At 30.8% G+C, this 21,971-nt stretch carries 22 protein-coding genes and 1 pseudogene; 10 read left to right on the forward strand and 13 right to left on the reverse strand.

What is annotated here, in order from left to right; all coding sequences use genetic code 11:
• Positions 1-147 precede the first annotated feature (147 nt).
• Positions 148-672, forward strand: coding sequence for a DUF4143 domain-containing protein (locus ACAM25_RS00840; protein WP_369611704.1), 525 nt, complete (start codon positions 148-150; stop codon positions 670-672).
• 286 nt (positions 673-958) lie between these two features.
• On the opposite strand, the gene ACAM25_RS00845 is transcribed toward ACAM25_RS00840, so the two are convergent.
• On the reverse strand, positions 959-1,663 hold the full coding sequence (locus ACAM25_RS00845) for an STK_08120 family protein (RefSeq protein WP_369610465.1): 705 nt from the start codon (positions 1,661-1,663) through the stop codon (positions 959-961).
• Between the two features lie 213 nt (positions 1,664-1,876).
• Between ACAM25_RS00845 and ACAM25_RS00850 the strand changes: the two genes are divergently transcribed.
• Positions 1,877-3,379, forward strand: a complete 1,503-nt coding sequence (locus ACAM25_RS00850) for a cation:proton antiporter (protein WP_369610466.1) — start codon at positions 1,877-1,879, stop codon at positions 3,377-3,379.
• Here ACAM25_RS00850 and ACAM25_RS00855 read toward each other — a convergent pair.
• From ACAM25_RS00855 to ACAM25_RS00890, 8 genes are all read right to left on the reverse strand, one after another.
• On the reverse strand, positions 3,353-4,129 hold the full coding sequence (locus ACAM25_RS00855; RefSeq protein ID WP_369610467.1) for a hypothetical protein: 777 nt from the start codon (positions 4,127-4,129) through the stop codon (positions 3,353-3,355). The two genes, ACAM25_RS00850 and ACAM25_RS00855, sit on opposite strands and share 27 nt — an antisense overlap.
• A complete protein-coding gene (locus ACAM25_RS00860) occupies positions 4,116-6,008 on the reverse strand; it encodes a 4Fe-4S binding protein (protein WP_369610468.1) in 1,893 nt (630 codons plus the stop codon). Before ACAM25_RS00860 ends, ACAM25_RS00855 begins: the two co-directional genes overlap by 14 nt.
• Before the next feature lie 31 nt (positions 6,009-6,039).
• Positions 6,040-7,632 (reverse strand): APC family permease, encoded by a 1,593-nt coding sequence (locus tag ACAM25_RS00865; protein WP_369610469.1) that lies wholly within the window; start codon positions 7,630-7,632, stop codon positions 6,040-6,042.
• A gap of 178 nt (positions 7,633-7,810) precedes the next feature.
• Positions 7,811-9,205: a hypothetical protein gene (locus tag ACAM25_RS00870; protein ID WP_369610470.1), complete on the reverse strand. Its 1,395-nt coding sequence runs from the start codon at positions 9,203-9,205 to the stop codon at positions 7,811-7,813.
• Positions 9,206-9,241: 36 nt separating this feature from the next.
• Positions 9,242-9,748, reverse strand: coding sequence for a thiosulfate:quinone oxidoreductase small subunit (doxA, locus tag ACAM25_RS00875; protein WP_369610471.1), 507 nt, complete (start codon positions 9,746-9,748; stop codon positions 9,242-9,244).
• Between the two features lie 5 nt (positions 9,749-9,753).
• The gene (doxD, locus tag ACAM25_RS00880; protein WP_369610472.1) at positions 9,754-10,296 is read right to left on the reverse strand and encodes a thiosulfate:quinone oxidoreductase large subunit; all 543 of its coding nucleotides are present in this window, start codon (positions 10,294-10,296) and stop codon (positions 9,754-9,756) included.
• A 119-nt stretch (positions 10,297-10,415) separates the two neighbouring features.
• Complete coding sequence (locus ACAM25_RS00885) at positions 10,416-10,949, reverse strand: hypothetical protein (RefSeq protein WP_369610473.1); 534 nt, start codon at positions 10,947-10,949, stop codon at positions 10,416-10,418.
• Positions 10,950-10,965: 16 nt separating this feature from the next.
• Positions 10,966-11,094, reverse strand: a complete 129-nt coding sequence (locus tag ACAM25_RS00890) for a hypothetical protein (protein WP_369610474.1) — start codon at positions 11,092-11,094, stop codon at positions 10,966-10,968.
• A gap of 48 nt (positions 11,095-11,142) precedes the next feature.
• On the opposite strand from ACAM25_RS00890, the gene ACAM25_RS00895 reads away from it, so the two are divergent.
• The 5 genes and pseudogenes from ACAM25_RS00895 to ACAM25_RS00915 all read left to right on the forward strand — a co-directional run.
• The gene (locus ACAM25_RS00895; RefSeq protein WP_369610475.1) at positions 11,143-12,237 is read left to right on the forward strand and encodes an MFS transporter; all 1,095 of its coding nucleotides are present in this window, start codon (positions 11,143-11,145) and stop codon (positions 12,235-12,237) included.
• Positions 12,238-12,264: 27 nt separating this feature from the next.
• Positions 12,265-12,834 carry an IS607 family transposase gene (locus tag ACAM25_RS00900; RefSeq protein ID WP_369610476.1) on the forward strand — a complete coding sequence of 190 codons (570 nt, stop codon included), beginning with the start codon at positions 12,265-12,267 and terminating at the stop codon, positions 12,832-12,834.
• A gap of 182 nt (positions 12,835-13,016) precedes the next feature.
• Positions 13,017-13,169 carry a hypothetical protein gene (locus tag ACAM25_RS00905; RefSeq protein WP_369610477.1) on the forward strand — a complete coding sequence of 51 codons (153 nt, stop codon included), beginning with the start codon at positions 13,017-13,019 and terminating at the stop codon, positions 13,167-13,169.
• Positions 13,170-13,206: 37 nt separating this feature from the next.
• The gene (locus tag ACAM25_RS00910; RefSeq protein ID WP_369610478.1) at positions 13,207-14,175 is read left to right on the forward strand and encodes an RNA-guided endonuclease TnpB family protein; all 969 of its coding nucleotides are present in this window, start codon (positions 13,207-13,209) and stop codon (positions 14,173-14,175) included.
• Positions 14,176-14,210: 35 nt separating this feature from the next.
• Positions 14,211-15,353 (forward strand): annotated as a pseudogene (locus ACAM25_RS00915) (RNA-guided endonuclease InsQ/TnpB family protein); the annotation flags it as partial.
• Positions 15,354-15,448: 95 nt separating this feature from the next.
• On the opposite strand, the gene ACAM25_RS00920 reads toward ACAM25_RS00915, so the two are convergent.
• A complete protein-coding gene (locus tag ACAM25_RS00920; RefSeq protein WP_369610479.1) occupies positions 15,449-16,606 on the reverse strand; it encodes an MFS transporter in 1,158 nt (385 codons plus the stop codon).
• Between the two features lie 90 nt (positions 16,607-16,696).
• Here ACAM25_RS00920 and ACAM25_RS00925 point away from each other — a divergent pair, with 90 nt between their 5' ends.
• Together ACAM25_RS00925 and ACAM25_RS00930 are read left to right on the forward strand one after the other, a co-directional pair.
• The gene (locus tag ACAM25_RS00925; RefSeq protein WP_369610480.1) at positions 16,697-17,374 is read left to right on the forward strand and encodes a DUF3834 domain-containing protein; all 678 of its coding nucleotides are present in this window, start codon (positions 16,697-16,699) and stop codon (positions 17,372-17,374) included.
• A 33-nt stretch (positions 17,375-17,407) separates the two neighbouring features.
• Complete coding sequence (locus ACAM25_RS00930; protein ID WP_369610481.1) at positions 17,408-17,938, forward strand: DUF1286 domain-containing protein; 531 nt, start codon at positions 17,408-17,410, stop codon at positions 17,936-17,938.
• A 134-nt stretch (positions 17,939-18,072) separates the two neighbouring features.
• Here the strand turns inward: ACAM25_RS00930 and ACAM25_RS00935 are convergent, their stop codons facing one another.
• The gene (locus ACAM25_RS00935; RefSeq protein WP_369610482.1) at positions 18,073-20,220 is read right to left on the reverse strand and encodes a hypothetical protein; all 2,148 of its coding nucleotides are present in this window, start codon (positions 20,218-20,220) and stop codon (positions 18,073-18,075) included.
• Positions 20,217-20,771 (reverse strand): hypothetical protein, encoded by a 555-nt coding sequence (locus ACAM25_RS00940; RefSeq protein WP_369610483.1) that lies wholly within the window; start codon positions 20,769-20,771, stop codon positions 20,217-20,219. Before ACAM25_RS00940 ends, ACAM25_RS00935 begins: the two co-directional genes overlap by 4 nt.
• Positions 20,772-21,218: 447 nt before the next feature.
• Here ACAM25_RS00940 and ACAM25_RS00945 point away from each other — a divergent pair, with 447 nt between their 5' ends.
• On the forward strand, positions 21,219-21,461 hold the full coding sequence (locus ACAM25_RS00945; RefSeq protein WP_369610484.1) for a hypothetical protein: 243 nt from the start codon (positions 21,219-21,221) through the stop codon (positions 21,459-21,461).
• A 13-nt stretch (positions 21,462-21,474) separates the two neighbouring features.
• Here ACAM25_RS00945 and ACAM25_RS00950 read toward each other — a convergent pair whose 3' ends face one another.
• Complete coding sequence (locus ACAM25_RS00950) at positions 21,475-21,948, reverse strand: PaREP1 family protein (RefSeq protein ID WP_369610485.1); 474 nt, start codon at positions 21,946-21,948, stop codon at positions 21,475-21,477.
• Positions 21,949-21,971 lie beyond the last annotated feature (23 nt).

Consider the following 21,971-nt stretch of genomic DNA (forward strand, 5'->3'; position numbering starts at 1 on the left):
AGTTATCCAGCTGTAGTTTTAGAGAAAGACACAAATTTGAAGAAGATGTTACTTCGTTCTTATTTTGATTCAGTAGTAGTAAGGGATCTTGGAGAGAAATATGGGGAGAATTTCGCAACTTATATTGTTTCTAATTATGCTTCGCCCATGACGTATAATAGGGTTTACAAATACTTAAAGAGTCTGGGTTATTCCATTAGTAAAGAAAAAGTAATTGAAATGTTTAAAAGAGGTGAAGAAACGTATTTTCTTTTTCAAGTTGAAATATACGATAAAAGTGAGACAAAAAGGAAGGTTAATCCAAAAAAGGTTTACATTATAGATACTGGATATAGAATAGCCTTAGGTTATGAGTTTTCTATTTCAAAAGCTATGGAGAATGCTGTATTTTTACAATTAAGGAGAGAAGGAAAAGATGTTTATTATTGGAAAGAAAGGGGAGAACAGAGTGGTGCAGAAGTTGATTTTGTAGTTAGTAAAGATTTTGAAGCTAAAGAGATAATTCAAGTAACCTATTCTGAAGATAGAGTAGATGAGAGGAAAATAAAAGCTATAAGAAAAGCTGAGAAAGAACTTAAGCCAGAAAAAGTCACTTTAATAACATGGAATTATTACGGAAAAATTAATGGTTATGATGCTGTACCCCTTTGGTATTGGTTATTAAGTATGTGATTAAAAATCTCGTTCTTGTGTGACAATGGTTTTAGAACTTTTACAATCTAAGGATAATTAAAACTTACTAATGTTTAAAATATATTTACAAATTAGGAAATTATAATTTCTCACGAAAGAAGAGAAGTTATTAACTTGATCCCTAAAGTATAGATACTCTGAAATTCTTAATAGATAGAGTATAAAGAGTTTCTTATGATAGAGTTAATTGGACTATCCGTAAGATTCTGTTAATCTTTACTTACAATTGAAAATTTAATTAAGAAGAATAATTATGTTTTGTAGTTTAATGTGAATGATTTTTTATTTCTTGGCTTTGGTCTCTTTTTAGGATCACTTTAATTTTGTTCTTTAGGGAATTAATATCTCCTTTACTTTCTACTAAAGATCCGTTTTCAAACGTTATTTCAACTAATTGATTTTCATCACTGAGCAATGCTATAACTTTAGAATTTACGCTTTCTACCATAGCCTTTGTCAGAATGTCTTCTATCTCATTTTTATAAATTTCTTTAGCTAATATAGTTTGCATATTTATTACATTTATATTAATTTTTGGTATTTCTGCAGTATAATTTGTTTCTCCTCTTATTCTTTGTAAATCTTTTTCAAACATCTCTTTTCCTTTCTTATAATATTCTTCTGTTTGCTTCTTTACTATACTTTCAAACGGTCCTTCATAATAAAATAAAATTCTTAAAGTTGTTTGACCCACTTTTGGGGATAAGATTATGTATCTTAAGTAGGATTTGATTTTTATTAATCCTTCACTTTTTTCTATTGTATAAGTGATTTCATCTACTCCAATAATTCTTTTTACAGTAAGCTTTATAGTAAATAACCATTTAACTTCTAACTCCCATGTATTTTCGTTTATCTGTTTAAGGTCTTTAAAAGCAGGTACGTATTTCAGTAAATTCTGTGGATCTAAAATGTATTTTAAAATGAGCTCTTTAGGAGCATTAGTGGTAAAATCGTATTGTAATTCCATAATAGAATATTTTATATGTAGTAAATAAAGAGTATTATAATTACTAATTATACTTTAAATTAAACCTTGTTAATTAAAAATAATTAACTAAGGATATCATTTATATTATATTAAAAGTAGCTTTTATTAGAACAAAACATTTTCCTTTATCTATACATCATTCATTTTATCCTTATAGTTAACGTTTTAATTCTTCCGTTAATATAAGTTGCCATGAGTCTACTTGTTGTTAGTTTACTCTATTTAGGAATTATGTTAATTCTTGCTAAATTAGCTGAAGAGCTATTTGGAAGGTTAAATTTAGTTAGATTCGTTGGCCCAATCCTAGTTGGTATAATATTAGGTAATGGTGTGTTAAATATTGTTAAAATAAATGTGATTATCTCATTTATCACTTCTTTAGGTATAGTATTTCTTCTATTTATTGCCGGTGCGGAAGAATTAGGGGAGAATTTGAGAGTCGAAGCTAATGATTACTTTTCATCTATCATTGAGTTAGCCATACCTTTTACTTTAATAAGTCTTGTGTTGCTTTATCTTAATGAATTTACACCATTATTAGTTATCCCCTTAGCAATGACAAGTGCAGGGCCTTTAACTAGATTATTAATAGATTTGGGTTTATCCAAAGAAAAATTAGGTTTATCTCTTTTTTATCAATCTGTTTTGAATGAAATTATAGCTGTTATTCTCTTTGCAATATTTTCTAAGTTTCAGTTAATTAATATAATTAGTATCATACTTATTGTAATATTTATATTCTTAGGAGGAAGTAAAATTGCTAAAATTCTTGAATTAATTGAAGGTTATATAAAAGTTAGGGAAATTGAGTTTGCTACTATAATATCAGTAATTTTCATAGTAGGTTATATTGCTGAGTCATTTAGTTTCAATTCAGCTATTACAGCTTTATTCTTAGGATTTCTTTTAAGGGATTATTTAAGAGATAGACCTCATTTGTTAGAAAGATTAAGAGGTTTTACATATGGTTTCTTTGAACCTTTATTTTTCGTTAGTATTGGCTTATATTTTGTAAGAATATCTTTGCAATTACTTTTCATATCTCTATTTCTTTTTTCCATAGTAGTTGCTTCAAAATTTGCTTCTGGCGTAATTGCTTCTTATATTCAAAGGAATGATCCTTTAATCAATGGTTTAGGTACTTCTGTTAAAGGGGGAGTTGATGTTTCCTTATTAATTTCAGCATTGACTTTGAATTTGATAAATTCTTATCAATACTCTTTTACCTCTTTAGCTATAACTTTCTCAAGTTTATTTTTCCCTCTTTTATTTAGGTTAAAGTATGGTAAACCAAAGGTTCAAGAAGTAAAGGTAAATCTTCAGCAACCTGTGATTAATATTATAAAAAATCAAACTGTAGCCTACTGTACTCAAACTTTAAGGCAAGTCATTAACGTAATTAATGAGAAGGGATATAGGGCTATTGTTGTAGTCGATGATAACTATAGGCCATTTGGATATATTTCTATAACTCAATTACTTGAGATAGATCCTTCTTATTATGAGATTTTAAAAGTGTGTGACATTCCTAAAAATGAAATAAAAATATTGGATAAGAAGACAAAAGTAATAGATGTACTTAAGTTTTTTAGAGAGACAGAGGAACCTGTAGTTGTAATAGTAGATGAAAAGGAGAAATTGATGACTGTTGTTTATGAAAGAGAACTGCTAAGACACCTTACTTTTATGTCTTAATAAGTAAAAATAATACAGAACCATATCTATTACTATTACAATATCAAAAATTATGGGCAATAATAGAGTGGTTAAAATACTTATAGCTGTTATTAGATAAACGTACCTCCATACATTCTTAGAATTAATTATTCCTAAAAGGGAAAGAACAAAACTTATTACTATACTTGAATAGATCCATTGTGAAAAGTTAAATACTGTTGGAGGAAAAGTTGTTATTCCTATTAGTGGGAAAAGTTCCTTTTTTGCATTTCTTTTTAAATAATCTACAAGATAAAGGGATAGCATTTCAATCATCATAGGGTAAAAGAACCAGTAACTATTAAGAGTGGTTAGTACTGAAGTGTAAAGAGAAGAGAAGAATTTTATTCCAAAATCAGCCAAACTAAATGTAGCACCCATTAATATCTCGTTTAAAACCGTTAAGACTGATAAAGTTATTATATGAGATGAGGAAAAACTACTGCTTTTTGCTAACTTTTTACCATTTAGGAAAAGATATACAAGAAGAATTAACATTGATGCATTGTTTATTATGATAGCTTCCGCAAGTGATATATTAGTAGGTGAAAAAAGGTAAATTAATGCTCCTAAGAACATTGTAATCATCATTATTAAAACAAAAAAGGAGAAAAATAATCCTACATAGGTTTTTATTTTATACGAAACTGAATATAGAGTATAAACTATAACAGCTATCATAACTGTTGCAATTAATGATAGAAGGAAAAACTCATTAATTCTTTTCACCCTTAAATTTCTCTTTTAACCAATTTCTCACATCGTATATAAATATATTATCATATGGACATGCATCAACACATTCTCCAATGCCTATACATTTTATTGACTTAAATTCTCCCTTTCTTATGAATTCTCCTCTCATATCAGTTAATCCAACTGGGCATGCATTAGCACAATCAACAGTTTTACACTCTACACACTGTTGTGGATTTCTCACTTTTAATTTAAATAAACCAACTCTACTTACTGCTTGATTAAAAACTCCCCAGTAGCAATAACCAGTTGTTACACAAGCAAAGGTTCCTAAGAAGGGTATTGATATGAAAAGTAAATACCACATGATGTCAAACCATATAAAATAAATTAGCATTGTAATATCAGTCCCAAATATTTGGAAAGAAATAATCCCCTCACTGTTTAAATAAGATATTATTGCAGAAACTAATACAAAAATAGAAACAGACAGGGCTAACGTTCTGTATATTTGAGTGTTTTTAGAACTAAGTAATTTTCTACCAGCTTTTGATTCCCTATTATATACTTTTAATGAATCGTAGAAATTACCTTGATACATTAGTGGTGCTGTACAACTCACTGCACATAAGTTTCTAGAGCCAAATAATAAGGAAAGTATTGCATAAACTATGTATGTTCCGATTAATCCTACTAATAAAGAATTAGTTACTGGACCCATTGTGCCAATTCCCATGCTCCACATATAAGGTATATAAGGTAATACTGATGAAACTGGTGAGAATGAAGGTAAATAGATACTATATATCGCGTAAGCTAAAATCATTAATATCATTCTAACTCTAACTTCTCTAACTTTTATCTCAAGCATTTTCTTAAATGCTAAGAAACCCATCTCAATACCCATCATTATTAAGAACCAAACACTACCTAACACTGTACCTATAATATCTATTCCGTCCCATAAAACGTTTAAAGGAGTATTTGGATTTAACCATGGTAAAGTTAGGCTTGAAATAAATCCAGATACTCCAGAAGAGAAAACGCCTTCAACAAAATCTAAAACCCCACCCATGAAGAACTCCATGATAAAAGTAACAAATATTATTCCAAAAGCTATCTTAGCATCTCTCAAATAATTCCCTTTCTTATGGTTTGGTCCAGCAACTGCCCTATAAATAAACCAGATCATAGCTATTATCATAGAAAAATCATAAATTTCGAGATTTGAATACAGGAAATAGACAAAAGCTCCGGCCATCATTAAGGCAAATATAGACATTAATTCTAATGTAGTGAAAACCTCTTGAGTAGCTCTTAATCTTTGATTGTAAAGAGTTTCATAAACTAGAATGGTTTCTCCAATCATTATTGCTGAAGATGCCCAAAATGGTATAACATATGAATGAAATATCTCAGGGAACCATGGCATTAGTAAAAGAAGACCAATAAGATAATTCCTTAAAGTTTTATCAATACCCTTTATGGAGAGAATTAAAGTAAAAGCCATTTCAGCTATCATTACTGAAACAAACCAAGGATTTTCAACGGATGAATCAAATGTTGCTGGTAAACCAGTCTGAAGAGAATAAAATAATGAGCCCATAAATACTTCTCCTAATACCATTAAAAATGCAAAAATCGGATAAATTACTTCCTTTTTAATGTTTTCAAAATTTAAGATTGCATATAATCCAAATACCATATAAGCTCCGTTAATTATTAAAAAGAGGAAAAGGTCATGGTATGCTACATATAGATAAGCTCCTAAGTTCATTGTTGTCATCATTCCTTCTATGTATATAGCAAGAAGAACTCTTCTATCACTTTTCCATTTTTCAATTTCATAAATCACATAAAACATTACAGCTAACATAGAGAAAGCTATAACGAAAAATAGAGGATAATTCATAGTTATAAATAATAAAAAAGAGATTAATAAATTATTCTGGTGGAATTTCATTAAATATCATATTTAAGTCAATTCCGTTATTTCTATTATAATAGTAAGCTACTAAATATATTGCTATGCCAGAAGCATAAATAATTCCTAAAGATAATAGTGTTGGAAGATTAACTGGAAGTAATACTGGATTATTCCACGTAAATACTAAAACTCCTACTAAGAACGCAAATACTGCACCACCTATTATACTAATTAATGGTATACTACCTAAGCTCCATTTGTGTGGTACAGTACGCCTATAGATATCTTTTCTTATAAAAGGCATAATTGCAGTAGATATTGCAAATATAGCATAACCTATTTCAAAAACAACAGTAGTATCAACAATAGCAACTGGCGTGTTAAATGCATAAAGTAATACACCAACTTCTCCTAAGATTCCAACTAATAATGTCGCTTTTAGTGGAGATTTGAACTTATCATTCACATCAGCTAACCATGATGGCATAACCCTATCAAAAGACCATGCAAATAGATATCTAACTAAAGCAACTACTAATGGTGGGTTACTGTAGAAGTTCGGTAACCATAAAGCTATAAACATTATTATAAACAATGGTAAACTATGGTTTACAATAAACGCAAAATATGGGGTGAAATCACCAATATTACTTAATGAATTATACACAGTATCATTTATTTGATTATTTGAAATATAACTCCAAGATGTGAGAAATGTTCCTCCGAAAGCTCTTTCATTAAAGTATGCTATTAGCATGTAATATACTGCAATGATCAAAATAGAAACTATTATTGAGTAGAGTACGTTAGTCTTTGGCCTCTTCATTTCACCAGACCATGATGCTGGTAAGTTATACCATGTATAATAATACCAAACTACTGGCAAGGCTAAGAATGAAGCAAACAATGTGGGGTAAAATGAGAGACCGTTCTTCTCTGCATCAGATATTACCTCATTATATGCATTTGGTATACCAACATTTTTACTTAATGCAATTGCAAACTGTGATGGAGTTATTTGTGCTAATGCAATAAACATTATAATACTTGTTATTATTGTTATTATTCCTCCCCATAATACAAACTTCCATTGAAATCTTGGTATCATTGCTAATACTGTGGAAATAATTACAACAATTGTTCCTAATACTATCTCTGCTTCAGTAGTTCCTAAGAAGTTCCCTATATTTAAGAAGTAAGAATTGTTATAAGCTAAACCTATTCCAGAGAATAAATAAGCAAACCATTGTGCAGCTAAATAACTATAATAACCTAAGGAGAGTGCAAAACCTATGAATAAACCCCAATAGTTTACGAAACCAATTAAAGGATGAATAGCTCTACTATTAAATACATAATCTCCTCCAGATCTAGGCATAGAAATTCCGGCTATATAAAAAAGATATGCCATTCCTAATGTAGCAGGAAGAGCTAATAAAAATGATAATATCCAATTTGCTCCGGGAGCAGTAAATAACCATGACATTATTAATATTGGTACTCCTCCAGTTACTAATCCAAAAGTTGCTGACATTGATGCCCAGGGGCTTACTTCCCTTACTAACCCGGAGCTTTCTCTTAAAAATAGAGACTTTTTCTCTTGGGCCATTTCCTCAATAGTAGGGCCATAGTTAGAAAAATAAACTTAACTATTGAAAACACCTAATTGAAGTCCCTAAAAAAAATCTATAATCTTAAATTGTTTAAAACATTCTCTTTCCTAATGTTGTTCATTTTAAAAATAGCGAGTCCATTTTAGATAAAGTTATGTAATACAAAAAGGGGTATTATGTCAAGTGTTTATTTATTAATTCGTAAAACTGTTTCCTCTTTTTATACTTTTCTTTTAATTGGCTTATGAAATTCTCATACTCATCTGGTTTCATATATTTTTTTGCTATTTTTAGCATTTGTATAATATCTTCGTACTTTTTGTCTTCAACCATTTGTTCTACTAGGAATTGCAAGATATTTATTAGCTTATCTTTTCTTTGCTCTCCTGTAATCTTAACTATATCAATATAATAATCTTTTAAAGAAGTGAACTTGTTAATAATTGAGGCTGCTATATCATATCTTAATGAACCAGTGGCTATCTCATATAATTTAATAAGTAATGGATAAAGTATAACATTGTTATCAGCTAATTCATAAAGTTGCTTAATTATCTCATTATTTCCTTTTATTAAAGAAACTATTTTGTCAGAGTCCTTTAAAATACCCCCTAAATCCTTTAATTCTATCATTTTTTTAAGATATTCTAAAGCCTCAGAGAATTCTTCATTATCATAATAATACTCAAACAATTTTGAGTATAACATATTAAACTTAGCAAATTCAACTGCTTCTTTTTCATCTATCTGAAGTAATATGTCAAACTTTTCTTCTTTCGAGAAGTAATCTGTATCAATTAATTGCAAAATCTTATCTTTTTCTCCTCTCTTGAGCAAGACTCTTAAGTAAGCTCTTACATTTAATTTATTCTTAATTCTTTCATTACTAAAGAGAAATAAAATCAGATTATCTAAATTTCCATACTTATCTTTTTCTATTATACTTTCTAATCTTGCTATATCTTTATCTTCAATTTCTTTCTCTAAAAAAATACTTCCTAATGTTTTCATCAAGTTTTCATCGTATTCTTTTTCCGTTATGAAATTGTAAAAACATCTAGTATTACATGATACAATTGCTTCAAGTATCTCAAATATATCTTCCTTAGTTATTTTATTCTTATTATTATTAAGAAAATCTGTGAAATTATTTACTATATTCTCAGTAGGATTCTGTTTAATAATATTTTTATATCTAGCTAAAGCTCCTCTAATATCCTCTAATGGACTAAGATAGTTAGCTATAATCGGGAACTTCTCTAGTAATGTAAGTAAGATCCATGAAATCTCTCTCTTGTTATAATTTCTGATTTTTTCATCTATTTCATCTAAATTAACATACTCTCCTTTTTCATATGCTATCTGAATAGCTAGAATATGCTCACATTTTTCTCCTAATCTGCACTCGCATTTTCCTTTTTTACTATCTAGATCATATTGTGCTCTGTACATATCAACATCTTTAACAATTCCAATAAGGAGTCTTCCTTTCTTTATCAAGCCTAAGACATTTCCCTCTAAATATAATTGTGAAGCCCTATCACGTACCTCTTTAGAATAATTTTCCATAAAAGAAAATACAAAAAGAAAAATTTAAACTATCTTTTAGCTTATGACGAATGTAGCTGTAGCTTGTCTACTTCCACTTATTGCTGGAGTAAACAATTTCACATAATATTTACCGGGTGATAGATGTAATCCCTTTATTATTAAGTGAAATTGACCCTCACTTCCTAATACTACTATGAATCCAGAGTACCAATTAACAGAATCCTTTTTATTTGCATTCCATGGTGCTTGTATTATCTTTACTGTGTCATTTGAGATTTCAGACGAGTTTAAGAACATATGCCATGTAGAATTATAAATTTCCATTAAAGGTGCAGAGGCTGGATAAGCATCTGGTCCGTCTATATCAGTTATATTCATGATTAAACATACTCCTTTTGGTGTGTTATATGCCTCAATATAAGTGATATTAAGTTTTGGTAGTTTTGAATTATTAAATAAAGGTCCTACAACATTGCCATATGCCCATTGGCCTGTACCTAATATCCATCCAATAGTAAATATTGCAAAAATTAAACCTACAATAGTTACTTTATTAACCATTTTCCTCACCATAATTTAATCCACTTAAGTATAGGAACATTAGCTATTGGTCTATCTCCAAATTTTTTGTAAAGGAAGTAGTCTAATCCCCAGACTCTTCCGGCACCAGTTAACATTATCACTATAGAACCTGCCGTTAATAATGCTCCTATTTGCCATTCGTCTTCACAAGTTGATCCTAACCAATATGCCGGAGCCATACCAATTGCCATTACAGCAGTACCAAATGCAGCCAATCTAGTTAGTAATCCTATTACGACAAATAAGCCGGCAATAACTTCAATATAACTAAATATAGTTAGGAAAGTAACGTTAAGAGCGTGATTTTCTAGAGTCATTAATAAGAATGGTTTAAATGGTCCAGCATGTGGTAAAAAGTTTACTAGTTTTCCACCAACGAATGATGGAGAGTTAGGATCTAATTTCGCTGGTTTTAATACTGCCTTTCTTAACCCTCCATCTAAAAACATCCATCCTACGGCAAACCTTATTGGCCATACGTATTCTAATCTTGTAGCATTTCCTTCGTTGTAGTTCATCTTGGACATTTCATTTCACAATAAGATAATTCAACTTTGTTAATAAAAAGTTTTTCTTCTTAAAAGTTTAATCTGATAAGATACTTTCTATTTTTTATATTCACAAAAATAAATATACATAAATATAGTCATTTAATATCTTTTGCCAAAAATTTGCGTGCTAATGTTATAGCAACCTCTTCTTGCATTTTTATTATAGAATAATAAAGCTGGAATGCCTTAATTAAATTGTTGAGAGCTTCATCAAACTTTTCAATATTTAAAAGAGGTGTAACGATCTTTACACAGCACTCTTCCCTAACATATTGAAATTCCTTAATGAGACCATTTACAATATCTATTCCAGGAAATTCATCTAAGCAATCTTCTTCTGTAGTACTTAGTTTCTCTGGCAAAATTTCTAATGTCATATAATATTTTACTCTTCCAGGTTGATCTAAAATTTCTCTTAACTTATCAACTTTAAGCCTTTCAAAGATATGACCTTTATCTATGGGAAAGTCCTTAGAAACTAAAACAGCATAACCACTAAATTCCTTATAAAAGTACTCCCCTTCAACTCCTCTTATTTCATTCCAGCCATTATCTAAATTTTCTACAAATATATAATTCGAAATTGAGTTTCTAAACTCTAAAAGGTTTAAATGTATTTCAACTTTCACAAGGTTATATTAAACTTCAGAAATATCTTTCTTTCCATCTCTTTCTAGCAAGCTTTAACGCAAACTTTTTGCTTATCATTAAATTGTACCTATATTTCATTAAGTTCCATCTTCCAAGATGATATAGTCTTGACTTATAACCCATACTTTTTAGTTAGAAAAAAGATATAAATAATTATTTCAAAATTGAAGTGTGCCAAAAGGTAAAATGATTCTAGCAATAGGATTCATCATAATGTCATTCAATTCTCTTTATCAGTACGCATGGAACGCTTTTCTTCCTCACCTAAAAATTGGATTAAGAGCTACTTTGCCAGAAATTGAAGTAGCTTTCACTCTTTTTACTATTTTCTCAACAACTTTTCAAATAATCGGTGGAAATATTGCAGATTCAAAAGGCCCTAGAAAGATTGGAATAATATCCTCTATTCTTTCAGCTACTGGATTCTTAGGTTCCTCTTTTTCCTCATCACTTTATCAATTTTACTTCTTTTGGTCAATAGGAAGCATTGGTGAAGGGATTCTATATGGTATTGCAGCAAATTTAGCTGTAAAATGGTTTAAGAAAACTAGAGGCTTTGCAACCGGTTTTGTATCCCTCGGTTTTGGTCTAGGATCTGTTTTGGTAAATCCCTTTATATATTCTTTCTATAACTATAGAATGGTAATGTTTCTAATAGGGTTATTAGAAATTATAATACTTCCAGTAATGTTAAGTTTTGTCGATTATCCTAAGGAAGTGAAAGGAGAAAAGCCAAAAGACGTTTTAAAAACTGGAAAATGGTGGCTAATTTATTTCTCTTTTGCTTTAAGTGCAGTACCTTTAACGATTTACTCCTCTTCTCTTTCAGTTGTTGCAAATGGTAATGTGATTCTGCTAATAACTATATTTCCCTTATTAAGTGGAATTAGTAGACCAATTTTAGGTTATATTTCAGATATTTTAGGTAGGTTAACGACTCTCTTAGTTACACTTACAATGATGATAATAGGTAGTATATTATTCCTTGTTAACCTTATACTTCCTTCAGTTCTAGTTATAGGATTCTTTGGTGGTTCCTTAATTACACTTTATTTTTCAATTGTAGGAGATATATTTGGAGAAAAATTCTCTACTTCTAATAATGCTATTCTTTACACTGGTAAAGCAGTTGCTGGGGTTTTAGGTGGTTTTACATTTTCCCTTTTATATGATTTTTCTCCTACTATAGCTAAAGAATTTGGTTTAATTTCAGCAATTGCAGGCTTATTGTTATTGCTGTCGAAAACAGTTCCCATGAAAGCGTGAAGTTTAAATACTTTGTCTACAAATCTGATGCTAAGACCCAAAGAAGTATGCCAAAAACTAGGAATCTCATACAGAACATTACAAGAATACGTGAAAAAAGGATACATAAAACCAGAAAGACTACCATCAGGAAAAATGAGATTCCGTGAAGAAGACGTCGAAAGACTAGCAGGAATAATACGAAAGAAGAAAATAGTACTCTACGCTAGAGTATCATCACAAAAAGATGACTTAGTAAACCAAGTAAACTACTTAAAGGAAAAAGTACCAGAACACGACATAATAATAACAGACATAAGATCTGGACTGAATATGAAGAGAAAAGGATTCCAAAGACTCTTGAAGATGATACTAAACAATGAGGTCAACAAAATAGTGATAGCTTACCCAGACAGACTAGTAAGATTCGGATTCGAAATAATAGAGGAAATATGTAAAACACACGGTTGTGAAATAATAGTACTAGAAAAAGAAGACAAAACACCAGAACAAGAACTAATTGAAGACCTAATTAGCATCTTAGTCTCATTCTCTGGAAAGTTATACGGAATGAAAAGTCATAAGGTGAAAAAATGTGTTGAAGAACTTAAGAATTAAAACATTCTATCCAGAAAAAGAATACATACATTTAACGTATGCAATAAAAAATGATAAAGAAAGAAGCAAAGAACTAATCCACTCTTACATGAAATTACAAAAATTAGGGCATAAAGCCCCGCCCTTAAGGACGGGGATGAATGTCCTCAAAATTTAAATAATTATTCCAATTAAAATCCATTATGGCTAAGGCTCCAGAGCGAGCTGTCCGCGAGGACAGTTCCATCGAGGAGGAAATCGTGACTGTAAGAATGAAGATTTCCTCCTCGGCTCTGGAGCCCTTAGCCGGAAAAATATACACAAGCAAAACGCTTTGTCCTTCGTTGGTTATATGAGAATAAAACAACTTCTATTAAAGAAGTACACAATGCATTGTATAAGGTACTAAGAGAGGAATACGGCCTACCTTCCAAGTTGGCACAAGATTGTTATCGTGATGCTATAGCAACATACAAAGGCTGGTTAAAGAATCCAAAAAGAGGAAGATTTCCAGTACTGAAAAACATATCAGTTTGGCTAACAGCAAAAGCTAGCTACACTCTCGATTTGGAAAACAAGAAAGCAAAGATATTAGGGCAGGAAGTTCAAATTATAGGATATCCTCACAACCTGGATTTCTATAAGGATTGGGAGATAAAAGAAGCTAGGCTTGTTATGAGGGCTGATGAGTGGTATCTTCACGTGACAATGAAGAAGAAAGTTAAAGTTGAGAAGGAAGTTAAAGGTCTTATTGCTGTTGATATAAACATGGATTTTATTACATTAGGTAATGATAAGCAGGTGATTGAGATACCAACCAAGTTATCAGATGTTTATCATTATAAGAAGTTGGCTGAGGGACTACAGAGGAAATACCCTAAAAGATGGAAAGAGAACAAGAGGATTTTGAATAGGATTAGACACTTTCACACGAGAGCTAGGAATATTCTTATAGACTTTGCTAGGAAAGTTGGTAAGTGGGTTATTGATGAGGCTATTAAATTTAGTGTCAACTACATAGTACTTGAGAGACTAAACAGAATGATTTCTCGTGTTAAGGAGTTAAAGAAGGACTTTAGGGATAGGTTGTATCTTATGGAGTACTCTCGTATTCAATATTGGATTGGGTGGGAAGCAAAGAAGCATGGTCTTAACGTGATTTATGTTGATGCAAAATATTCGTCTCAAACTTGTCCTAAGTGTGGCTCAAGAATGGTTGAGAGTAGTTATCGTATGCTTAAATGTGAAAAGTGTGGTTATGAGGATCATCGTGATTATATAGCTGTTAAAAATCTATATGGGAGGGGGTCTCTGACCCTCTCGACTGCCCCTCAAATGAGAGATGTAACCACGAATCGATGAGGGGAACCCTCACCCTTTAGGGTGGGGAGAAGTCAGTAAACAAAGGAATAAAGTATGTTTTTAGTAAAACTAAGGTAAAGAATAGAAGAGTCGAATTACCAAAAAAGAAGAAAATATATAAGGAGTTGAGAGAGTATCTAATTACTCATGGATTAGCAAAACACTACATAGACCAAGCAATTCACGACGTGTATTCTATCCTTGAATCTTGGAGAAGAAGATTTGAAAAAGGGAAAATTGAATTCAAACCACCATTAGTTAAGAAGGGTTATGTAAGAGTAAAAACAACATTAAGAAAAGTCGTTAGGAAGAGTGTTAGAATAACTGTAAAACCACATGAATATATCACATACTCATGGGATAAAAGCTGGTTTTCAAAAAGGGTTGAAGGAATGGAGTTAACAGAACCAGTCATAAAGGAGGATAAAGTGTACTTAGTGTTTAGAAAAGAATTACCGAGTACAACTCCACTCGATGTAGTAGCATTTGACTCAAATCTCTTCTCACTTGACGGTTATGATGGTGAGAAGTTTGTCACAATCTCTCTAAAACAACTTTATTCCTTGAAGTACATCATGCAAATGAAGAGGGCTAAAGTACAGTCTATTGCATCTAAGAAGTTGAAGAGTGGTAAAAGGTTGATGGAAAAATACTCTCATCGCGAGAGGAATAGGGTTAACGATTTGATTAACAAGTTGGCTAACTTCATTCTTGAGTTATACAATAATCACATGTTAGTTTTTGAGAGACTGAATAAACAGAGTATGTTTGATGATGCTAGTGAGTCTTTGTCACGTAAGCTTTCAAGGACTGTCTGGAGGAAGTTGGTTAGCGTGTTGAAATACAAGGCTCCTCTATACGGTTGTAAAGTAGTGGAAGTTAATCCAACTCTCACATCTAGGTCTTGTCCCAGATGTGGATGGGTTAATTCCCGAATGGTTGGCAAGACCTTTAGGTGTGAGAGGTGTGGGTTCACTCTTGACAGACAATATAATGCATCATTAAACATCATGAAAAAGTTCTTATCTAAGTTTAATCTCAGGATGTGGGGGTTTCCTCACCGTAAGGTGAGTGGGGTTATCCCCCTAATGGGGGTGAGAAGGATGAACGGTTTAATCCGCGACTTCGGTGAACTCCAAGGGTCGAGAATAGAATACAAAATATATGAAATTCGATGAGACCCAAACCCCTAAAAGCCGTACTCAAAGAGCAGTAAAAAGGTTCTAAAAATGAGGGAAGAAAGCCTTCTCCATTAGGGCTGAAATTCTATCTTTTACTCCACTTTATCCACATATTTTACATATCTTCCAAGTAATGCGAGTAATATTATGATTATAGGGATAATAAAAGCTAAAGTTAGTCTAAATCCTATATGTTGAATAACAAATCCTGCAACTGTAGGTGTTATAATACCTATTAGCATCATAACAGCAAAGAAAGTACTATTTGCGGCATTTCTTTCTTCTGGTTTAAACGTTCTGCTTATTGAAATTACTGAAAGTGGGTAAGTTAGGCCATGAGGGATTCCTAAAAGTAAAAGTGCAATTGTAAAGAAAGTTAAAAGAGGAGGAAGAACAGAGATCAAAATTAATCCTACAGTAGTTACAGAAATGGCAAAGACAATGTGATAATATAATTTCTCAGCTGGTCTTATGGAAAGATATAGCCTTGAGAGAAAGGAAGTTAAGAAAAAGGATGAAAATAGTAGGGTTACGGTAGAGTAAGATACATTAAACGTTGATTTTGCATAAATCCCTCCAAAAGCTAAAAGAATCGAGAACACAATATTATATGTTAAAATGTTTATTACAGCTGTAATAAAGCCAGGATTTGAGAGAACCTTAACTTTTGTACCATTTCCATTCTCATTTGGAAATTCAACAAAAAAAGCCATTATACCAGTAAGAATAGAAAAAGGTGCGAAAAACAGAAAGACAAAAAGTAAATTGAAATAATCAAGTATCCAAGATTCAATTGCTGGTCCTATTACTAAACTCGCACTTAAAGCTAAAGTATATATAGACAAAACTCTTTCCCTTTGCTTTCTATCTTTTAATAACCCAGCATAAGTTATTATATTAGGCATTAGAATTCCTAAGACTACCCCAGCAATTCCAGACAAAATCCAAACTGTAATTGGAGAAACTAAATAAAAAAGAGGCAAGAGAAATGCATAAATTAAAGCAGAAATTCTGAAAACAATTTTTCTAATATCTCCTCTTAACCTAGAATTTATTATCCCACTACCTATAAATGTTGATAACGAAGTTAACGCAGAAATTATTCCTACCTCTTCTTCATTAAAATTAAATAAATACTTTACAACAAGGGGTAATGTTGTCATTAACATATTGTTTGAGGCTCTTACAGCTATAGTCAATGGAATAATAACAAGTAATGCTTCAATAAATGTTATTTCTTTTCTTTGCATAAAAATGTGATTTTCTTATTGCTATTTAAGTTTATTTGACGTAAAATTTTCTAATAAAAACATTTAAGGAATTGAGTTTCTATGAAACTCATGAGTTCCCAAAATAAAATTAGAATATTAGCCGCTCCAGGCCCAGTATCTTATCCATTAATAGCATATCAAATTAAAAATAAAGACATAGAAATAACATTCGGAAAAGAAGGAACTTCAGCAGACGCAATAGTTGATTCAACAGTATCATTAGTAAAAAGGGGATTAAGGTTAGACTATATTACCGTAAAGAGGTTAATGGTTATATCTCCCGGTGTTAGAGAAGGAAAAATAGGTATTTGGAGAAAAGGAAGTGCTGCTGATGTCCTAACAAGAGCTGTTATAGATAAAAGAAAATTAAACGCTGAAATTATATATAGTGAAGACTTTTTACAACTACTTAACATGCTAAAAAGTAATCAAGTTTCATCAGCTACTCTTAGTTCAGCTATTGCAAAAGGAGAAGCTTTTGAGGATTTATTAGAAGTTCCGGGCAGTTGCGGTATTCATATTAATAATTCTTCAGCTGAGGAAAGTATCATAAATGCTTATAAAGAGGGTATTGAAATAGCAAAGCAAGATTTAGATAGAGTAGCAGATTATATTGTTAAAAACTTGCCAATTAAAGTAAATAAAGAATTTGTTGTAGGAGTATTTAAGAACGCTGAATTTGATATATGGAAAGGAGGAGAATTTAAAGAATTTTATGAACTAGTAAAGAAGTATTCTTCGCAGTAAAATTAAATACTCTTCCTTTTGCCTTTTTAATATATGAAGTTAAAGACCCATTATGTTTTTTCTACTGGCTTAATATCTTTACTATTAAGTCTCTTATTTAGTCTTAATTTTTATTATAATTTGTTTATTGCTTTCTATTCATCTTTTCTTGGTAATACTCTCATAGATAGGATTGGACATAAGGAAATGTTAACTAGAAGAGGATATATTCCCGTTAGGACACCATTAACGCATACATTGCCAAGGAGTATTGGTTGGGGGTTAGTTGTGATCTTACCCTTACTATATTTAATTTATGAGACTCATTATGGTTATTCTTACTATTATGACGATGGTTATTATTATTCCTTTCTTCCAGTTATAATATCTGGAATATTAGTTGGACCATCCCATATGCTTCTAGATGTTTTTACTGAGAATGGGATTTACATAAAGAAGAATGGAAAATGGAGAAGATATGCTTTAGCACACTTCAAATACGATAATATAGGAATAAATGGATTAGCAATTTTCTTAGGTTTTCTTATGTTATTAGCATCTTATTATTTTTCTTATCATTACTAGCTAGAATGAGTTTTATTATATCTCGTACGGTTTGTATTCAAATTTTAACCATTATATAATTGGGTTATAGGAGAAATTAACAAATAAGAAGTATTATTTTAAAAAAAAAAATAAAACTTGACTAAAATAAAAAATTAACTAGCTTGACCTTGTACTGGTATACTATATGGTGGAATTATTGTTGTTATAGTTATCCCGTATCCATTAGGCTCTAGCAATGTTAGATATAGCTCAATATAATCTACACTATTGCTTTCTAATGCTTGATATTGATTTTGAATACTCGTTGAGGGAGGGAATAGATTTGGAGCAAAAATAGAGTTTACTGGTATAGTGAGAGTCAATGTAAAATTACTTACGTTTAAAGGAGTAACTATTATTGGCTTTGAAAAATTATCTAATGCACTACCATATAAAGTTGCTGAGAATGGTTGCACTCCGGAAGAGCCAAGAAATTGAATTATCTCATCCGTTTTCATTGTAATTTGTGCAGAAGTAAATACTAAAGTTTCATTGCTAGGATTACCTATAGCAACACTTATCCTTACTACTAAGGGTGTGACTATCCAATAGTAGTTACTAAGAAGTCCTGAATATGCTGCTTCAACTACAGCATTCTTAGTACCTGGAAGAACTGTTAATGTAACTGGTGGAACCCAAGCTCCTAATAAATAACGATAATCATTTTCAAATTCTCCGTTTATTTTTCCACTAAAATCAGAAATTCCTACTTGATATATTTCTAATGAACCAATAGGTGGGAAAGTAATTAGCCCATTAAATGTCCCTGAGCCGTGATTATTTGATAGTACTAAGATTCCACTAAATTCATTTATAGTAACATTAAAGGGTAATGGAAAAGCGAGTACATTAGGTAATACTGAGTTTGCTATGACATTATTGAATTCTGCGTTATTAAGTTTAGCAGATATAATTGGTGCAGCTATTAAATAACCTAGTAAATCATAAACGCCATTGGCTGTAATTTTTACTTTGTTAAGAATACCATTTATATAACCGTCTAGGTAACCTTGAGTATTATATGATGGAGTTAGAGTAGCTGATAAAATAGTTCCTTCTATTATTCCCGTTATATTATTCCCAGTTATAGTTATTTGATTTCCATTTTCACTCTTTTTAATCTCTTTTATTCCGTTTACATATCCGTTGAAAGATCCGTTTATGGTAATACTACCACTAACATTATAGACTTGTATGGTCCCTGAGCCAGAGATAGTAATATTTAAATAGTCTGGATTAACGAAGTAGTTATTTAATATTGAGCCTGGTAATAGAATTTCACCACTGAAACTTTCACCACTTACACTACCTAATAAGAAGGAATAGGTAAATGTTATTGACTCTGCATTTCCACTAACGAAATATATAGGATACCCAGAATTACTTCCTAAACTACCGCTAAATGTACCTTCTAACGTCATATTTGCTCCTACGAACACTCCACTTAAAGTTCCTTTAAATTGTGGTGGTGGTGGTGACGATAATGATAATGAAGAAGATGAATTATATTCGTAAGCTATCGGTCCATTCCAGTATCCGTTAAAGGTAAAAATACCGTTAGATTGCTTACTTAGTAAATAAGCCCATACAAATGTCATAGTATTTGAATTAGGTCCATTCACGTCATGGATAAACTGTTGTATAGGAATGCCATTTTGAGAAATTTTTAATATTTCAAATTGTGGTTGCTCTAGTACAGTAAAGTTATAAGGATCTACTGCTGGAATTCCAATGCTTTTCTTTAAAGAGGGCATAGGCAGGACGTATGGTGGAGAGGCATAAATTATGTTACCATATTGTGTTACTGCTGCTACGTAAGAGGCTTGATTCTTATAAGGTTGCTTAGATAGTGGTATTTGAATAGCTGGGTAGCCAGCTAATTTTGTATTTGCGTATTTAATTTCTACGTTTATATTTACTGATTTTGTTACCCATGTTGTTCCATTGAATACTTCTATTGAAGTTATTGTAAGCGGTTCTGGTGGATTTTGGTTTTCTACGAATACAAAATATGCGCTACCATCTTGGTAAATAAAGTACACTGGAGCTACTGAAAATCCCCCAGAATTAAAATCGATTGGTTGAAAATCTCTATACTGTTCTAATGCAAGGTTTTTATAAGCTTGTGCATTTTGGATTTGTTGTGCTTGGACTGTTGGTTGAGAGAATAAGTATATTCCTAATGGGATTAGAACTGCTAGTAGTATAATTAAGATTATGAAGAATCCGACTACTTCAGATAAACCTTTTTTCTTTCTCATAACCATTCATAACCCACCTCCACAAACTTGCCCTGGATTTGAACAAAAAACATAACTATAGGAGTATACCCATTTGGGGGTGAAAGGGTAAGAACTTGGGGTGCTCCAGTAACTGTTTTCCAAAGCGTGATTTCTCCTTCATACATTTCCTTCAAGCTTGTGGAGTATAGTATGGTATTGTATGTTTTACCAGTTGTTGTGCCATTTACTAAACCATAAAGTATTTTCCCAGAAGAAGTGTAGGCTAACTGTGGTGTTATCTCATCAGAACTTTGTTTAAAATAACTAGGAACGTAAAAAACTGTTAGGTAAATTATACCATGATAATTGAAATCTTGTGGTACAATAAATAATGTTATATTATTTGAATTTGAAATAGATTCATTATTAGATATTGTAACGTAAAGTCCGTTTGCAATGTTTTCGGCTTGAGTTTGTATTGATATTGTATTATATTGATAGCTCGCAAAAACACTTGATAAGCTAAATACTACTAAGCCTATAAGAATGGTAGCAATAATAAGTATAAATGCAACAACAGAACTTTCCATATTTATTATCCCTATAGATTATTTAATATAATTACCTCTATTTAAATTTTAAGTTATGACTCTGTGTTTAACTATGTTTATATAGTCTTTTTCATTTAATTCTACTATTCAAAGATTTATTATAATCTTTAAATAACCTCGAATTATACTTACTAATAATTACTTAAAGATAATAAGGAATTGTATTATAAATCCTTAAAAATTTATAATATAAGGGTATTTAACTATATGTATATAAAGATATATATATATTTATATAAATTAGTATTTTATATTATCTATTATAATTATTCTTATAGGAAATATATGAATATATTAATTTATAATATTAATTATTAATTTATTAAAATATAAACTAGATACTGAGACAATATATGAATACTCAATCGGTTATGTAAGAATTGAGTTTTCAATAAACTTATTATAAAGTGATTTAACAGAATTTTAATGATAAGAAAAGTAAACAGAGCTACATCAACTGCATTACTTTTTATAATTTTTATCTCAATGAGACTTTTATCAATGGAAAAGCTAATGATTATTTTCTTACCTTTTTTGTTAGTTTCAGATTCTACGTTATTTCTATTTACATTAGCCTTATTTCCTTTAGCTATATTTCTATTAATTGTTTCGGCTATAGTGAGGTTTTATCAGATAGTAAAAAGCTCTATGCTTAGTCGGTCAGAATAAATTTAACGATTATTCAATTTTTCTGTGTTAATTTTCTAGTGTTTTCTAACATTATTTCAATATCCCTTATTACCTCCTTTATATAATCTATGCTCAATTTTCCTTCATGAAAACCCCAAACGTCTAGGATATACCCAGTATCCCAACCTCTTCTTACCCAATCTCCTAGCTTTTTAGAAAGAAATAGAGAGGTAGACTGAAGCTTGTAAGTATACCATCTTCCTTCTTTCTTAAATTCTTCATACTCCGGTGTATCATACAATTCTGCCAAAAGTTTGATTAATTCTTCTGCAACTTTATATAGTTTCTCTGAAGCTTGAATAGGATCTCCTTTATCAATAAACTCTCTAGCTTCTTTAAAGTATTTTTCAGCTAAATTTAATCTAAGTCTAATGCTTTCTTCTGGATCAATTTTGTCTAACTCTTTAAGAATGACATCTATTACATTAATCCCTTTTTCTTCAGCTTTCTTAAGTATCTCTTCCACAAACATACATTTGCAAGAAATAA

Origin of the sequence: Sulfurisphaera javensis (assembly GCF_041154675.1) — an archaeon.
Taxonomy (GTDB): domain Archaea; phylum Thermoproteota; class Thermoprotei_A; order Sulfolobales; family Sulfolobaceae; genus Sulfurisphaera; species Sulfurisphaera javensis.

What these genes read in the sequence shown, in the direction of transcription:
- ACAM25_RS00900 (WP_369610476.1), top strand. Translation starts at nt 12,265, where the DNA reads ATGCTAAGACCCAAAGAAGTATGCCAAAAACTAGGAATCTCATACAGA.
- ACAM25_RS00865 (WP_369610469.1), bottom strand. Translation starts at nt 7,632, where the DNA reads ATGGCCCAAGAGAAAAAGTCTCTATTTTTAAGAGAAAGCTCCGGGTTA.
- ACAM25_RS00870 (WP_369610470.1), bottom strand. Translation starts at nt 9,205, where the DNA reads ATGGAAAATTATTCTAAAGAGGTACGTGATAGGGCTTCACAATTATAT.
- ACAM25_RS00945 (WP_369610484.1), top strand. Translation starts at nt 21,219, where the DNA reads ATGATAAGAAAAGTAAACAGAGCTACATCAACTGCATTACTTTTTATA.
- ACAM25_RS00940 (WP_369610483.1), bottom strand. Translation starts at nt 20,771, where the DNA reads ATGGAAAGTTCTGTTGTTGCATTTATACTTATTATTGCTACCATTCTT.
- ACAM25_RS00920 (WP_369610479.1), bottom strand. Translation starts at nt 16,606, where the DNA reads ATGCAAAGAAAAGAAATAACATTTATTGAAGCATTACTTGTTATTATT.
- ACAM25_RS00845 (WP_369610465.1), bottom strand. Translation starts at nt 1,663, where the DNA reads ATGGAATTACAATACGATTTTACCACTAATGCTCCTAAAGAGCTCATT.
- ACAM25_RS00930 (WP_369610481.1), top strand. Translation starts at nt 17,408, where the DNA reads ATGAAGTTAAAGACCCATTATGTTTTTTCTACTGGCTTAATATCTTTA.
- ACAM25_RS00850 (WP_369610466.1), top strand. Translation starts at nt 1,877, where the DNA reads ATGAGTCTACTTGTTGTTAGTTTACTCTATTTAGGAATTATGTTAATT.
- ACAM25_RS00925 (WP_369610480.1), top strand. Translation starts at nt 16,697, where the DNA reads ATGAGTTCCCAAAATAAAATTAGAATATTAGCCGCTCCAGGCCCAGTA.
- ACAM25_RS00860 (WP_369610468.1), bottom strand. Translation starts at nt 6,008, where the DNA reads ATGAATTATCCTCTATTTTTCGTTATAGCTTTCTCTATGTTAGCTGTA.
- ACAM25_RS00905 (WP_369610477.1), top strand. Translation starts at nt 13,017, where the DNA reads ATGGCTAAGGCTCCAGAGCGAGCTGTCCGCGAGGACAGTTCCATCGAG.
- ACAM25_RS00935 (WP_369610482.1), bottom strand. Translation starts at nt 20,220, where the DNA reads ATGAGAAAGAAAAAAGGTTTATCTGAAGTAGTCGGATTCTTCATAATC.
- doxA (WP_369610471.1), bottom strand. Translation starts at nt 9,748, where the DNA reads ATGGTTAATAAAGTAACTATTGTAGGTTTAATTTTTGCAATATTTACT.
- ACAM25_RS00840 (WP_369611704.1), top strand. Translation starts at nt 148, where the DNA reads ATGACGTATAATAGGGTTTACAAATACTTAAAGAGTCTGGGTTATTCC.
- ACAM25_RS00890 (WP_369610474.1), bottom strand. Translation starts at nt 11,094, where the DNA reads ATGGGTTATAAGTCAAGACTATATCATCTTGGAAGATGGAACTTAATG.
- doxD (WP_369610472.1), bottom strand. Translation starts at nt 10,296, where the DNA reads ATGTCCAAGATGAACTACAACGAAGGAAATGCTACAAGATTAGAATAC.